Origin of the sequence: Amycolatopsis sulphurea, from assembly GCF_002564045.1 — a bacterium.
In the GTDB taxonomy this organism is placed as follows: domain Bacteria; phylum Actinomycetota; class Actinomycetes; order Mycobacteriales; family Pseudonocardiaceae; genus Amycolatopsis; species Amycolatopsis sulphurea.
The window spans coordinates 772,603-786,768 of the sequence record NZ_PDJK01000002.1 but is presented as its reverse complement, the minus strand read 5'-3'; the positions used below and the strand labels follow the sequence as shown (position 1 = coordinate 786,768).

Here is a 14,166-nt window from a genome sequence, read left to right as displayed (position 1 = left end):
CCTCTTCCCCGGAGCAGCAATCCCGGGGAAGAGGCTGCACACTCAACGACCGCGGCGCTCGGACGAACCGGCCCCACCCCGGCGAGAGCCTCCGGCGGAAGACCTCGCCGAGCGATTGCCAGTGCGAGTCGAACGTGGCGCCTCCGCCTGGTTGCGGCTGCGCTGGCTGCCTGCCCGCCGGTCGGACTGCCCGCCGGCCGGGTTCCCCTCGCGCTCACCCGACCGCCGGGACCGGGCATTCGCCCGAGCCGCCTGTCCGCCCCGGTTCTCCGTCGGTTTGCCGCGCCCACGGCCCCGCCCGGCGCCGGGTGCGGCTCCGGAGGCGGTCACCTTCGAAGGGCGGTTGTCCACCACCGGCCGCCGCGGTGAGGTGTCGAACGTTCGCTCGCCCGGAGCCAGCTCGGCCAGCAGGGGGTGTGCGGGGCCGATCCGCGTGGTGGTTGGCTTGATTCCGGCCTTGCGGGTCAGCGCGCGGACGTCGGCGACCTGGGCATCGGTCATCAGGGTGACCACGGTGCCGGACGCGCCGGCGCGGGCTGTGCGGCCGGAACGGTGCAGGTAGGCCTTGTGCTCCACCGGCGGGTCGGCGTGGATCACCAGGGCCACGTCGTCCACGTGGATGCCGCGGGCGGCGATGTCGGTGGCGACCAGGGTGCGGGCGGTGCCCGACGAGAACGCGGTCAGGTTCCGGGTGCGGGCGTTCTGGCCCAGGTTGCCGTGCAGCTCCACGGCGGGCACGCCCTGCGCGACCAGCTTCCTGGTCAGCGCCTTCGCCCGGTGCTTGGTGCGGGTGAAGACCAGGGTGCGGCCCGGCGCCGCGGTCAGGTCGACGAGCACCGGGAGCCGATGCGTCTCCTCCAGGTGCAGCACGTGGTGGGTCATCGTCGCCACCGGGGACTGGGCCGAGTCGACGCTGTGCAGCACCGGATCGTGCAGGAACTGCTTGACCAGCACGTCGATGCCGCCGTCGAGGGTGGCCGAGAACAGCAGCCGCTGGCCACGCTCGGGGGTGGCGGCCAGGATCCGCCGGACCTCGGGCAGGAAGCCGAGGTCGGCCATGTGATCGGCCTCGTCCAGCACGGTGATCTCGATCCGGTCGAGCTTCACCTCGCCGGAGCGCATGTGATCGGCCAGCCGGCCGGGGCAGGCGACCACGATGTCCACGCCGTCGCGCAGCTTGGTGATCTGCGGGTGCGCGCTCACCCCGCCGAAGATCGTCGTGGTCTTGAGTCCCAGCGCCTTGCCCAGCGGCAGGATCGAGGCCTCGATCTGGGTGGCCAGCTCCCGCGTCGGCGCCAGGATCAGCGCACGCGGACGGCCGGGGCGGCGGCGGGTCGGCCCCGCGGCCAGCCGGGCCAGCACGGGCAGCACGAACCCATAGGTCTTGCCGGAGCCGGTGCGGCCCCGGCCGAGCACGTCGCGGCCGGTCAGGGTGTGCGGCAGGGTGGCGGCCTGGATCGGGAACGGCTCGGTCACGCCCTGCCGGGCCAGCGCGTCCACCAGGGGGGCGGGCAGGCCGAGTTCAGTAAAAGTAGTCATCAGTACTGCGGGCACACGGGGTGCCCTGCTCTCTCCATACCTGAGAAGGGGTCGTCCTGCCCGGCGCGGACGAGGTGGCCGCGGCGCGTGGTAGCCGACAACAACGGCCCGAGGCAGAACTGAGCGGACCGCAGAAACCAGTCTACCCTGGCACCGGATCAGCCCGCGCGTGAGTTTGCCCGCATCCGGCCCCGCTTGCTAAGTTACCGGTCGGTAATGACGGAGGAGGGCCTCACGATGCTGCTGAATCCGCACGCGTACGACCCGCAGCGGTTCGATCACGAGACCCGGCGGCTGCTGCGTGCCACGATCGACTGGTTCGAATCGCGGGGCAAGGCCAAGCTCGCCGAGGACTACCACGCGCGCACCTTCTACGCCGATTTCCTGGCGTTCGCCGGGAAAGAACGACTGTTCGCCACCTTCCTCACACCTGCGCCGGACGCCGCGGGGGACCCGGCCAAACGCTGGGACACCAGCCGGATCGCCGCGCTCTCGGAGATCCTCGGCTTCTACGGGCTCAACTACTGGTATCCCTGGCAGGTCACCATCCTCGGCCTCGGCCCGGTCTGGCAGAGCGCGAACGGCGCCGCCCGCGCTCGTGCCGCGGAGGCACTCGACGCGGGTGGCGCCGGTGCGTTCGGACTGTCCGAAAAGCACCACGGCGCGGACATCTACTCGTCGGATCTGGTGCTCACCCCGGACGGCGCGGGCGGCTACCGCGCCACCGGGTCGAAGTACTACATCGGCAACGGCAACTGTGCGCGGACGGTGTCGGTGTTCGGCCGGATCGACGGCGTGGCAGGGCCGGACCAGTACGTCTTCTTCTACGCCGACTCGGCGCGCCCGAACTACCACGTGGTGAAGAACGTGGTGCCCTCGCAGATGTTCGTCGCCGAGTTTCGGCTGGAGGACTATCCGGTGCGGGAGCAGGACATCCTGCACACCGGCGCCGAGGCGTTCAGCGCTGCCCTCAACACGGTCAACATCGGCAAGTTCAACCTGTGTTTCGGCGGCATCGGGATGGCCACGCATTCGCTGTACGAGGCGATCACGCACGCCTGCAACCGGATCCTCTACGGCCACCCGGTGACCGATTTCCCGCACGTCCGCCGCCAATTCGTGGAGGCGTACGTGCGGCTGGCCGGGATGAAGCTGTTCTCCGGCCGTGCGGTGGACTACTTCCGCTCGGCGAACCAGGAAGACCGCCGTTACCTGCTGTACAACCCGATCACCAAGATGAAGGTGACCACCGAGGCGCGCAAGGTGATCGGTCTGGTCGCGGATGTGGTGGCGGCCAAGGGTTTCGAGGCGGACACCTATCTCGCGATGGCCAAGAACGACATCGACGGCCTGCCCAAGCTGGAGGGTACGGTCGCGGTGAACCTCGCGTTGATCGCGAAGTTCATGCCGGCCTACCTGTTCTCCCCGCAGGAATACCCGCCGGTGCCGACCCGCGACGACGCGGCGGACGACGGGTTCCTCTTCCGCCAGGGCGCGGCGCGCGGCCTGGCGAAGATCCGTTTCCACGACTGGAAACCGGCCTACGAGAAGGCGTCGCGAATCCCGAACGTCGCCTGCTTCACCGAACAAGCGCGGCGGCTCGTCCGCCTCCTCGCCGAGGCCGCCCCGGACGAGGCGCAGCAGGCCGATCTCGACTTCGGGCTCGCGCTCACGGAGCTGTTCACGCTCGTGGTCTACGGCCAGCTGATTCTGGAACAGGCCGAGCTGACCGGCATCGAGGACGACGTGCTCGACCAGCTTTTCGCCGTGCTGGTGCAGGATTTCAGCGCGGCGGCGGTGGATCTGCACGGCAAGCCCGGCTCCACGGACAAGCAGCAGGAACTCGCGCTGGCGGCCGTGCGCAAGCCGATCGTGGACGACGAGCGGTTCGCCCGGGTGTGGGAGCAGGTGCGTGCGCTTTCCGGCGCGTACGAGATGAATCCCTGACCCTCGGCTTTTCCGCCGGCTCCCGACCAAATCTGTGAAGGGGCCCTTCACGGACTCAGAGTCCGTGAAGGGCCCCTTCACAGCCTTCCGGGAGGTTCCCCGCTTAGTTGCCGAAACCGGCGCGCCGTAAGGCGTCCGCCATGGCGCCGCCGGAGTCCCGCCGGTTACCGCCGCCGCGGTTCTGCTGGGTGCGCCGCTGACCGCCGCCCTGACCACTCTGGCCACGGTCCCGGCCGCCGCCGCGGCGGTCCCCGGTGGAGGAGGCCCCGGGCTCGTCGTCCAGCCGCAGGGTCAGCGAGATCCGCTTGCGCGGCACGTCGACGTCGAGCACCTTGACCTTCACGATGTCACCCGGCTTCACCACGTCGCGCGGGTCCTTCACGAAGTTCTTGGACAGCGCCGAGACGTGCGCGAGGCCGTCCTGGTGCACGCCGACGTCGATGAACGCGCCGAAGGCGGCCACGTTGGTGACCACGCCCTCCAGCCGCATCCCCGGCTTGAGGTCGGAGATCTTGTCCACGCCCTCGGCGAAGGTCGCGGTCTTGAACGCCGGACGCGGGTCGCGGCCCGGCTTCTCCAGTTCGGCGAGGATGTCGGTGACCGTCGGCAGGCCGAAAGTGTCGTCCACGAACTGCTTCGGCTGCAGCTTCTGCAGCGTGCGCGCGTTGCCGATCAGCTCGCGGATGCCGCTGCCGGTGTGGTCGACGATCCGCCGCACCACCGGGTAGGCCTCCGGGTGCACCGACGACGCGTCGAGCGGGTCGTCGCCGTCCGGGATGCGTAGGAAGCCCGCGCACTGCTCGAACGCCTTCGGGCCGAGCCGCGCGACGCCCTTGAGCGCGTCGCGGCTGCGGAACGGGCCGTTGCCGTCGCGGTGCGCGACGATGTTCTCGGCCAGCGAAGTCGTGATGCCGGAGACGCGGGTCAGCAGCGGCGCCGACGCGGTGTTCACGTCCACCCCGACCGCGTTCACACAGTCTTCCACCACCGCGTCCAGCGAGCGCGACAGCGAGGTCTCCGGCAGGTCGTGCTGATATTGGCCGACACCGATCGACTTCGGGTCGATCTTCACCAGCTCGGCCAGCGGATCCTGCAGCCGGCGCGCGATGGAGACCGCGCCCCGCAGCGACACGTCCATATCCGGCAGCTCCTGCGAAGCGAACGCCGAAGCCGAATACACCGACGCGCCCGCTTCGGACACCACGGCCTTGGTCAGCTTCAGCTCGGGGTGCTTCTTGATCAGCTCGCCGGCGAGTTTGTCGGTCTCCCGTGAGGCCGTGCCGTTGCCGATCGAGATCAGGTCGACCTGGTGCTTCGCCGACAGCGCGGCCAGCTCGGCGATCGAGGCGTCCCACTTGTTCGCCGGCTGGTGGGGGTAGATCACGTGGGTGCCCACGACCTTGCCGGTCGCGTCGACCACGGCCACCTTCACACCGGTGCGGAAACCCGGGTCGAGACCCATCGTCGCGCGGGTCCCCGCGGGCGCGGCCAGCAGCAGGTCACGCAGGTTCGCGGCGAACACGCGCACGGCGTCGTCCTCGGCCGACTGACGCAGCCGCATCCGCAGGTCGATGCCCAGGTGCAGCAGGATTTTCGTGCGCCAGGCCCAGCGCACGGTGTCGCCGAGCCACTTGTCTCCTGGGCGGCCCTGCTGGGCGATGCCGAACCGGGCGGCGATGCGCTGCTCGTAGTCGGTTGGTCCGACCCGCGGCTCCGCTGTGCTCGTGCCTCCGTCGCCGGCGGGCGAGGAAGGCTCCGCGGCCTCCATGGACAGGTCGAGAATTTCTTCCTTCTCGCCACGCAGCATCGCGAGGATCCGGTGCGAAGGGAGCTTCGTGTACGGCTCGGAGAACTCGAAGTAGTCGGCGAACTTCGCGCCGTCGGTCTCCTTGCCCGCACGGACCTTCGAGGCCAGATGCCCCTCGGTCCACATCTTCTCGCGCAGCTCGCCGATCAGGTCGGCGTCCTCGGCGAACCGCTCGACCAGGATCGAGCGTGCCCCGTCCAGCGCGGCCTGCGCGTCCGCGACGCCCTTGTCCGCGTCCACGAATACCGCGGCGGCCGCCTGCGGATCGGTGGACGGGTCGTTCAGCAGGCCGTCGGCCAGCGGTTCCAGCCCGGCCTCGCGGGCGATCTGTGCCTTGGTCCGCCGCTTCGGCTTGTAGGGCAGGTAGATGTCCTCCAGCCGGGACTTGGTGTCCGCGGCGAGGATCTGCGCCTCCAGCGCCTCGTCCAGCTTGCCCTGGCCGCGGATCGATTCCAGCACGGCGACCCGCCGCTCGTCCAGCTCGCGCAGATAGCGCAGCCGCTCCTCGAGCGTGCGCAGCTGCGCGTCGTCGAGCATCCCGGTGACTTCCTTGCGATACCGGGCGATGAACGGCACGGTCGACCCCTCGTCGAGGAGACCGACGGCGGCCTTGACCTGTCCTTCGCGCACCCCCAGCTCTTCGGCGATCCGCTGTTCGACCGACTGCACGCTCACTACCCGGCTCCTGCCTTCGTCCCGCTTTGCTCCGAGCCTGCATTCTGCCGCCTCGGGACTCCGGCGTCGCGGATGCCCCCTGCCAACGCGGGACCGGTGGGGGGTTGACATCGAGATTGGTCTAGTCCACCTTGGAGCGATCTTCCCCACTGTTGCGGAGGTGCTTCCCGTTGTCCCCAGAACGGTCCCCCCGGCGCAAGCCGGTGTTCTTGTCCCTGCTGGCCATCCTCGCCGCGGTTTTCGGTGTCGTGGTGGCCGGCGGCAGCGCTTCGGCGGCCGCGCCGAGAGCGGATCTGCCCAAACACACACTGACCGGGTACTGGCAGAACTTCGTGAACGGCGCGAAGGCGCTGAAGCTCGCCGATGTCCCGGACAAATACAACATCGTCGCGGTGGCCTTCGCCGACGCGACCGCCAAACCCGGTGAAGTGGGCTTCACGCTCGATCCGGGCCTGTCCGCGGCGGTCGGCGGGTACACCGACGACCAGTTCCGTGCCGATATCAAGACCCTGCAGTCCCGGGGTCAGAAGGTGGTGATCTCGGTCGGCGGCCAGAACGGCGCGGTCAGCGTGGGCGATTCGGCGTCCGCGGACGCCTTCGCCGGTTCGATCAAGTCGCTGATCTCCCAGTACGGCTTCGACGGTGTCGACATCGACCTGGAGAACGGCATCAACGCGCAGTACATGGGCCAGGCACTGCACGCCATTCACGACGGTGGCGGGTCGGTGCTCACCATGGCTCCGCAGACCATCGACATGCAGTCCACTCAGGCCGGCTATTTCCAGCTGGCGCTGGCCGTCAAGGACATTCTGACGGTGGTCAACATGCAGTACTACAACTCCGGCTCGATGAACGGCTGCGACGGGAAGACCTATGCCCAGGGCAGCGTCGATTTCCTGACCGGGCTGGCCTGCATACAGCTCAAGGGCGGGCTGCGGGACGATCAGGTGGCGCTCGGCCTGCCCGCGACCGGTTCCGCGGCAGGCGGCGGCTACCAGGACCCGAAGAACGTGGTGTCCGCGCTGAACTGCCTCGCCAAGGGCAATGACTGCGGTTCGTACAAACCGGACGCTTCCTATCCGGGCGTGCGGGGTGCGATGACCTGGTCGATCAACTGGGACGCCGCATCCGGCTACGGGTTCGCGAACACGGTCTCCGCCGGCTTGGGCGGGCTGTCCTAGTCCGCTCGGTGACCCGCTGTGAAGGGGCCCTTCACGGACTCTGAGTCCGTGAAGGGCCCCTTCACAGCCCTTCTGCCCAGGCGACCTGGTGCTCCAGCTCGGGCTCGGCCCAGGCCAGCAGCCGCCGTCCGGCGCTTTCCAGGGCGGCGACGTCGCGTTTCGGGAGCCGGTCGAACGCGGTCAGCCGCAGCGTGGCGAGCCCACGTGCGGTGGCGGTTTCCCAGGTGCCGCCCACGTGGCCGCCGACCAGCAGGGCGCCTTTGACCAGGCCGTTCTGGGTGATCAAACGTTTGCGGTGGGCCTCCGGGAGCACCCGCGTGCGGTCGGCGTAGGAGAGCACCGTCTGGTCGAACGGGCCGAGCAGTCGTGGCGGCGCCGGGGTGTCCTCGTCCGGCAGGGTCGCTTCGGGCAGGTCGTAGAGCACCCGTTGTTCCGGATCGCGGTAGGTGCGCAGGTCCATCGGCTCGACGACTTCGCTCAGCTTGGTGAGCCCGGACCAGGTCTGCACATCGGCGATGATGGCCGGGCCGAACGCGGCGAGGTAGCGGCGCACGAGTGCGGCCGGATCGGGCGCCGGTGCGGCCACGGCGTGGAGCCAGTGCGAGGCGTGCTGGTACGTCGGCTGCCCGGCTTTGCCCCACACCCCGCGTGGCGGCAGCTGGACGAGCGGGAGCCCGTTGCGGACCAGGTGCGTGTGTGCGCCCGCGGGCGCGTCCGGGAACCGCTCGGCCAGCGCTGCACCGAGTTCGGCACTCGAATACGGCCGCTCCGCGAGCAGCTCGACCGCGGCTTTCGTCACGAGAGCGTGGTCGACGCGGGACAGCGGGACCTTGTGCTGGCTGTCCGCGGCAAGGGCGCGTGTCATCACCGTCTGCACCAGCGGACGCCACGCGAGCGCGTCTTCGGCCGTGACCAGGTGGACGGTGCCGCGCATCAACGCGATCCGCACGACGCGGCGGTCGAGCAGCAACCGGGCCAGGTCGTCCGGGCGGAAGCCGTGCAGCCGGGTCCACAGCGCGTAGTACGGCGGGAATGGTGCCTGGGCTTGCAATCCGGCCAGGTGCCGGACGGCGTCGAGCGCGGGCATCTTGGCCCTGCGCAGCAGGAGCTGCCGGTCGAGCGTGGCGCGGTTCAGGACTCGGTAGGAGAGGTGCACGAGACGAGCGTAAACGGTAATGCGGACAGCTCCGGTCCTCGACCGCCCCCGGTTTCGCATGTGGACAGTCCAGGATGCAGCGTCCGAAATGGACACCGCGGTGTCGGAACATCCTCAGCCGCGCAACCCTTCGAAGGCCATCGTGCACACCGCGTCCGCGAGATCCGTGGGCGGGGAATCGCGGCGCGGCCGGTACCACTCGATGAGCGAGTTGACCGCGCCGAACAGCAGCCGGGCGGCCACCGCGGGATCGAGGCTGGGCCGGACATCGCCCTCGGCGCAGGCCTGTTTCACCAGGTCGGTCACCAGATGGTCGAACTCGCGGCGGCGGGCCAGCGCGGCACGTTCGACCTTGGTGTTGCCGCGCACGCGCAGCAGCAGCGTGACGAACGGCAGCCGGTCGGCCAGCACCAGCACGCTGCCGCGGACCAGGTGTTCCAGCCGCTCGATCGCGGGGCCTTCCAGCGCAGCGGTCTCGTCCGCGACCGCGAACAGGCCGTCGAGCGCCCGGTCCACGGCCAGCCGCAGGAGTTCCTCCTTGCTGGGCACGTGGTGGTAGATCGCGGACTTCGTGATGCCCAGCTTGCGCGACAGGTCCTCCATGCTGGTCCCGTCGTAGCCGCGCTCGTTGAACAGCTTCACCGCGACCTGCAGCAGCGATTCCAGGTCGTAGCCGGGCCGGCCGCGCCGCGCCGGCGAGGTCGTCACCCGCGGTCCCGGTCGTCGATCACGCGGCGCATTTTACCGGCCGAGCGTTCCAGCGTGTCCGGGTCCACCACCTCGACCGACACGCTCACCCCGACCCCGTCCTTGACCCCCGCGACCAGCGCCGCCGCGGCCGTGGCGCGGTCCTGGCCGTCCGCGTCGTGCCGAGCCTCCACTCGCACGGTGAGGTGGTCGAGCCGGCCACGGGTGGTGCGCACCAGCTGGAAGTGCGGGCTGAGCGCGGCGGTGCGCAGCACGATCTCCTCGATCTGGGTGGGGAACACGTTCACCCCGCGCAGGATGATCAGGTCGTCGCTGCGTCCGGTGACCTTTTCCATCCGCCGGAAGGCCGGGCGCGCGGTGCCCGGCAGCAGCCGGGTCAGATCGCGGGTGCGGTAACGGATGATCGGCAGCGCCTGCTTGGTCAGCGAGGTGAACAGCAGCTCGCCCTGCACGCCGGAGGGCAGTACTTCCTCGGTGAACGGGTCGATCACCTCGGGGAAGAAGTGGTCCTCCCAGACGTGCAGGCCGTCCTTGGTCTCCACGCATTCCTGCGCGACGCCCGGCCCCATCACCTCGGACAGGCCGTAGATGTCCACCGCGTCGATCGCGAAGCGCTCCTCGATCTCCGCGCGCATCTGCTCGGTCCACGGCTCCGCGCCGAAGATGCCGACCTTCAGCGAGCTTGCTCGCGGGTCGACACCCTGGCGTTCGAACTCGTCCAGCAGAGTCAGCATGTACGACGGGGTGACCATGATGATCTCCGGCCGGAAGTCGGTGATCAGCTGGACCTGCCGTGCGGTCATCCCGCCGGACGCGGGGATCACCGTGCAGCCGAGCTTCTCCGCGCCGTAGTGCGCGCCGAGCCCGCCGGTGAACAGGCCGTAACCGTACGCATTGTGCAGCTTGTGTCCCGGACGTCCGCCCGCCGCGCGGATGGACCGGGCCATCACGGTCGCCCACACGTCCAGGTCGTCCTCGGTGTAGCCGACCACCGTCGGTTTCCCGGTGGTGCCGCTGGACGCGTGCAGTCGCCGGATGTCCTTCTGCGGCACGGCGAACATGCCGAACGGGTAGTTGTCCCGCAGGTCCGCTTTCGTGGTGAACGGGAACTTCGCGAGGTCGGCCAGCTCGTGACAGTCCTTCGGGTGCACCCCGGCTTCGTCGAACTTCCTGCGGTAGAACGGAACGTGGTGGTATGCGTGCCGAAGCGTCCACTGCAGGCGCTCCAGCTGCAGGGCCGCCAGTTCGTCCGCGCTCAGCTTCTCGGCACTGTCCTTCATGCGTTTTCCCGTGACTTCTCGATGACGCGGCTGCGGCCGCGGAACTCGGCGACGACCTCCGGCCCTTCGGGGGTCTCCCGATGCACGGTGACGTCGTAGATGCCGTTGCGGCCGTAGCGAGTGCGCTCGACGGCGGTGGCCACGAGATGGTCGCCCAGCCGTCCGGCCGTGACGAAGGAGATCTCCGCGCCGGACGCGACTGTGACGGGTCCGTGGGAATTGCACGCGCACGCGAAGGCGGTGTCGGCGAGCAGGAACACGTAGCCGCCGTGCGCGATCGCGTGGCCGTTGACCATGGACTCGGTGACCGTCATCGTGGCCACGGCGCGGCCTTCGCCGGCTTCGCGCAGGTTGATGCCGAGCGCGCGGGACGCCTTGTCGACCTCGAACATGGCGTGCGCGGCGTTGGGTGTCACGGTCCGGTGACCTCCTGTGTCCAACTTACTGACCGAATGGCCGGTAACCAGAGGATGTGACTCAGTAAAGGCAGTTGCCCGCGGCGCTGTCAAGCGTCGTCCGGCCTGGTCCGGCTGGGCGAGGCTTGTCGGGGTGCCGCGGGGCCGCTACCATGCGAATTACTGAACGTCCGGTTGGTAATTCGGCGAGAGGGTTGGCATGGGTTTGCTCCGCAGCTACGTCTCCGGGGGTTGGCACACGGCGTCCGAAGAGGGGGCCCCGCTGCACGACGCGGCGACCGGGGAGGAGGTCGCGCGCATCTCGTCGAAGGGCGTCGACTTCGCCGGCGCGCTGGAATACGGCCGGAGCGTCGGCGGTCCGGCGCTGCGTGAGCTGACGTTCCACCAGCGGGCCGCGCTGCTGAAGTCGCTCGCTTCGCACCTGCGTGAACACCGCGAAGAGCTGTACGCGCTGTCCGCGAAGACGGGTGCCACGCTGGGCGACTCCAAGTTCGACATCGACGGCGGCATCGGCGTGCTGTTCAGCTACGGCTCGAAGGGCAAGCGCGAGCTGCCGAACGACACGGTGTACGTCGACGGTGCGGTGGAGCCGCTGAGCAAGGGCGGCACGTTCGTCGCCCAGCACATCGCCACACCACTGCGCGGCGTCGCGATCCAGATCAACGCGTTCAACTTCCCGGTGTGGGGGCCGCTGGAGAAGCTCGCCCCCGCGTTCCTCGCCGGGGTGCCCAGCCTGATCAAACCGGCGAGCCAGACCGCCTACCTGACCGCGCGGCTGGTCGAGCTGATCATCGAGTCCGGCATCCTGCCCGAGGGCTCGGTGCAGTTCGTCGCGGGCAGCGTCGGCGACCTGCTCGACCACGTGACGGCGCAGGATCTGGTGTCGTTCACCGGTTCGGCCTCCACCGCGCAGAAGCTGCGGGCGCACCCGGCGATCGTGCGTAACTCGGTGCGCTTCAACGCCGAAGCCGACTCGCTGAACTGCTCGATCCTCGCGCCGGACGCGCGGCCGTCGACGCCGGAATTCGACCTCTTCGTGAAGCAGCTCGCCACCGAGATGACGGTGAAGGCGGGGCAGAAGTGCACCGCGATCCGGCGCGCGTTCGTGCCCGCCGAGATGCTCGACGACGTCGCCGCTGCGGTGAGCGCGCGGCTGGCGAAGGTGACCGTGGGCAACCCGAGCGCCGAAGGCGTCCGGATGGGCGCGCTGGCCAGCCTGGAGCAGCGCGAAGAGGTACGCCGTTCGCTGAAGGCGCTGCTCGACGCGGGCAGCATCGTGTTCGGCGACCCGGATCACGTCGACGTGGTGGACGGCGACGAGGCGAGGGGCGCGTTCATCTCGCCGGTGCTGCTCAAGGCCGACCCCGAACGGGCGGAACCGCATGAGGTCGAGGCGTTCGGCCCAGTGTCCACATTGCTGCCCTACACCTCTGTCGAGCAGGTCATCAAGCTGGCCGCGCGCGGCGGCGGCAGCCTCGCCGGGTCGATCGTCACCGGCGACCCGGAATTCGCGCGCGAGGTCGTGCTGGGCGTCGCGCCGTACCACGGCCGGTTGCTGGTGCTGGATTCCGACGACGCGAAGGAGTCCACCGGGCACGGCTCGCCGATGCCGCAACTGGTCCACGGTGGACCCGGGCGCGCCGGCGGCGGCGAGGAGATGGGCGGCATCCGCAGTGTGCTGCACCACATGCAGCGCACTGCGGTGCAGGGCAGCCCGAAGGTGCTCAGCGCGGTCTCCGGTCGCTGGGTCACGGGTGCGCCGCGCCTCGAAGACGACGTGCACCCGTTCCGGAAGTCCTTGGCGGAGCTGCGGATCGGCGACAGCGTGACGGCGGGTCCGCGCACCGTGACACAGTCCGATGTGGACCACTTTGCCGAGTTCACCGGGGACACCTTCTACGCGCACACCGATCCCGAAGCGGCCGCGGCGAACCCGCTGTTCGGCGGGATCGTGGCGCACGGCTACCTGGTCGTGTCGTTCGCGGCCGGGCTGTTCGTCTCGCCGGAGCCCGGTCCGGTGCTGGCCAACTACGGCCTGGAGAGTCTGCGTTTCCTGACCCCGGTGAAGGTCGGCGACTCGCTCACCGTGACGCTCACCGCCAAGCAGATCACCCCGCGGATCGACCAGGACTACGGCGAGGTCCGCTGGGACGCCGACGTGACGAACGCCGACGGCGAGTCGGTCGCCAAGTACGACGTGCTCACCCTCGTCTCCAAGGAGCAGCCGTGACCGCTGGTGCAGAACCCGAACTGGAAGCGTACTTCGAGCACACCATCGAACGCGACCAGCGCGTGGAGCCGCGCGACTGGGTGCCCGAGGGCTACCGCAAGACGATGATCCGGCAGATCGCGCAGCACGCGCATTCGGAGATCATCGGCATGCAGCCGGAGGGCAACTGGATCACCCGCGCGCCGTCCTTGCGGCGCAAGGCGATCCTGCTGGCGAAGGTGCAGGACGAGGCCGGGCACGGGCTGTATCTGTACTCGGCGGCGGAAACCCTGGGCACCGACCGGGCGGAGCTGACCGAAAAGCTGATCACCGGCGGCCAGAAGTACTCCTCGATCTTCAACTACCCGACGCTGACCTTCGCCGACGTCGGGGTGATCGGCTGGCTCGTGGACGGCGCGGCGATCTGCAACCAGGTGCCGCTGTGCCGTTCGTCCTATGGGCCGTACGCGCGGGCGATGATCCGGATCTGCAAGGAGGAGTCCTTCCACCAGCGGCAGGGCTACGAGCTGCTGATGACCATGATGAAGGGCACGCGGCAGCAGCGGGAAATGGTGCAGGACGCGGTGAACCGCTGGTGGTGGCCGTCGCTGATGATGTTCGGCCCGCCGGACGCGGATTCGCCGAACACCGCGCAGTCCATGGCGTGGAAGGTCAAGCGGCACACCAACGACGAGCTGCGGCAGCGCTTCGTCGACATGTCCGTTCCGCAGGCCGACGCGCTCGGCGTGCGGTTGCCGGACCCGGACCTGCGCTGGAACGCTTCGCGGGAGCACTACGATTTCGGCGCTCTCGACTGGGACGAGTTCAAGAACGTGCTGAAGGGCAATGGTCCGTGCAATGCGCAGCGGATCGCGCACCGGCGCCGGGCGCACGAGGAAGGCGCCTGGGTGCGGGAGGCCGCCGTCGCGCACGCGGCGAAGGAAGAGGTTTCGGTATGAAGCACGGTTGGCCGTTGTACGAGGTTTTCGTGCGAGGCAAGCGTGGTCTGAACCACGTGCACGTGGGTTCACTGCACGCGGCGGACGACGAGATGGCGTTGCACCACGCGCGGGATCTCTACACCCGGCGCAACGAAGGCGTGTCGATCTGGGTGGTGAAGGCGGCGGACATCACCGCCTCCTCGCCGGACGAGAAGGATCCGTTCTTCGCGCCCAGCGGGGACAAGGTCTACCGGCACCCGACGTTCTACGACATTCCCGACAACGTCCCGCACATGTAAAGGGTGTC

General features: G+C 69.3%; 10 protein-coding genes and 1 pseudogene. 5 read left to right on the top strand and 6 right to left on the bottom strand.

The genetic code is table 11. The annotated features are described in order from the left end of the window. Positions 1–42: 42 nt before the first annotated feature. The gene (locus ATK36_RS09635; RefSeq protein ID WP_098510945.1) at positions 43–1,539 is read right to left on the bottom strand and encodes a DEAD/DEAH box helicase; all 1,497 of its coding nucleotides are present in this window, start codon (positions 1,537–1,539) and stop codon (positions 43–45) included. 237 nt (positions 1,540–1,776) lie between these two features. On the opposite strand from ATK36_RS09635, the gene ATK36_RS09630 reads away from it, so the two are divergent. Beyond that, entirely contained in the window at positions 1,777–3,486 is a 1,710-nt protein-coding gene (locus ATK36_RS09630; protein WP_098510944.1) for an acyl-CoA dehydrogenase family protein, read from the top strand. 103 nt (positions 3,487–3,589) lie between these two features. Here the strand turns inward: ATK36_RS09630 and ATK36_RS09625 are convergent, their stop codons facing one another. After that, positions 3,590–5,968 (bottom strand): Tex family protein, encoded by a 2,379-nt coding sequence (locus ATK36_RS09625; RefSeq protein ID WP_098510943.1) that lies wholly within the window; start codon positions 5,966–5,968, stop codon positions 3,590–3,592. A gap of 284 nt (positions 5,969–6,252) precedes the next feature. Between ATK36_RS09625 and ATK36_RS09620 the strand changes: the two are divergent. Continuing rightward, a pseudogene (locus tag ATK36_RS09620) lies at positions 6,253–7,149 on the top strand (chitinase); the annotation flags it as partial. A gap of 61 nt (positions 7,150–7,210) precedes the next feature. Here ATK36_RS09620 and ATK36_RS09615 read toward each other — a convergent pair. From ATK36_RS09615 to paaI, 4 genes are all read right to left on the bottom strand, one after another. Next, positions 7,211–8,305 (bottom strand): winged helix DNA-binding domain-containing protein, encoded by a 1,095-nt coding sequence (locus tag ATK36_RS09615; protein WP_245914550.1) that lies wholly within the window; start codon positions 8,303–8,305, stop codon positions 7,211–7,213. 114 nt (positions 8,306–8,419) lie between these two features. Further along, positions 8,420–9,013 carry a TetR/AcrR family transcriptional regulator gene (locus tag ATK36_RS09610; protein WP_098510940.1) on the bottom strand — a complete coding sequence of 198 codons (594 nt, stop codon included), beginning with the start codon at positions 9,011–9,013 and terminating at the stop codon, positions 8,420–8,422. Further along, positions 9,010–10,293 carry a phenylacetate--CoA ligase PaaK gene (gene paaK / locus ATK36_RS09605; protein ID WP_098510939.1) on the bottom strand — a complete coding sequence of 428 codons (1,284 nt, stop codon included), beginning with the start codon at positions 10,291–10,293 and terminating at the stop codon, positions 9,010–9,012. The genes ATK36_RS09610 and paaK overlap by 4 nt, the downstream gene beginning before the upstream one ends. Further along, complete coding sequence (paaI, locus tag ATK36_RS09600; protein ID WP_098514755.1) at positions 10,290–10,685, bottom strand: hydroxyphenylacetyl-CoA thioesterase PaaI; 396 nt, start codon at positions 10,683–10,685, stop codon at positions 10,290–10,292. The genes paaK and paaI overlap by 4 nt, the downstream gene beginning before the upstream one ends. A 223-nt stretch (positions 10,686–10,908) precedes the next feature. Between paaI and paaZ the strand changes: the two genes are divergently transcribed. The 3 genes from paaZ to paaB are packed head-to-tail and all read left to right on the top strand — an operon-like array spanning position 10,909 to position 14,158. Beyond that, positions 10,909–12,939 (top strand): phenylacetic acid degradation bifunctional protein PaaZ, encoded by a 2,031-nt coding sequence (paaZ, locus tag ATK36_RS09595; RefSeq protein WP_098510938.1) that lies wholly within the window; start codon positions 10,909–10,911, stop codon positions 12,937–12,939. Next, the gene (paaA, locus tag ATK36_RS09590) at positions 12,936–13,877 is read left to right on the top strand and encodes a 1,2-phenylacetyl-CoA epoxidase subunit PaaA (RefSeq protein ID WP_098510937.1); all 942 of its coding nucleotides are present in this window, start codon (positions 12,936–12,938) and stop codon (positions 13,875–13,877) included. Before paaZ ends, paaA begins: the two co-directional genes overlap by 4 nt. Further along, the gene (gene paaB, locus ATK36_RS09585) at positions 13,874–14,158 is read left to right on the top strand and encodes a 1,2-phenylacetyl-CoA epoxidase subunit PaaB (protein WP_098510936.1); all 285 of its coding nucleotides are present in this window, start codon (positions 13,874–13,876) and stop codon (positions 14,156–14,158) included. Before paaA ends, paaB begins: the two co-directional genes overlap by 4 nt. Positions 14,159–14,166 lie beyond the last annotated feature (8 nt).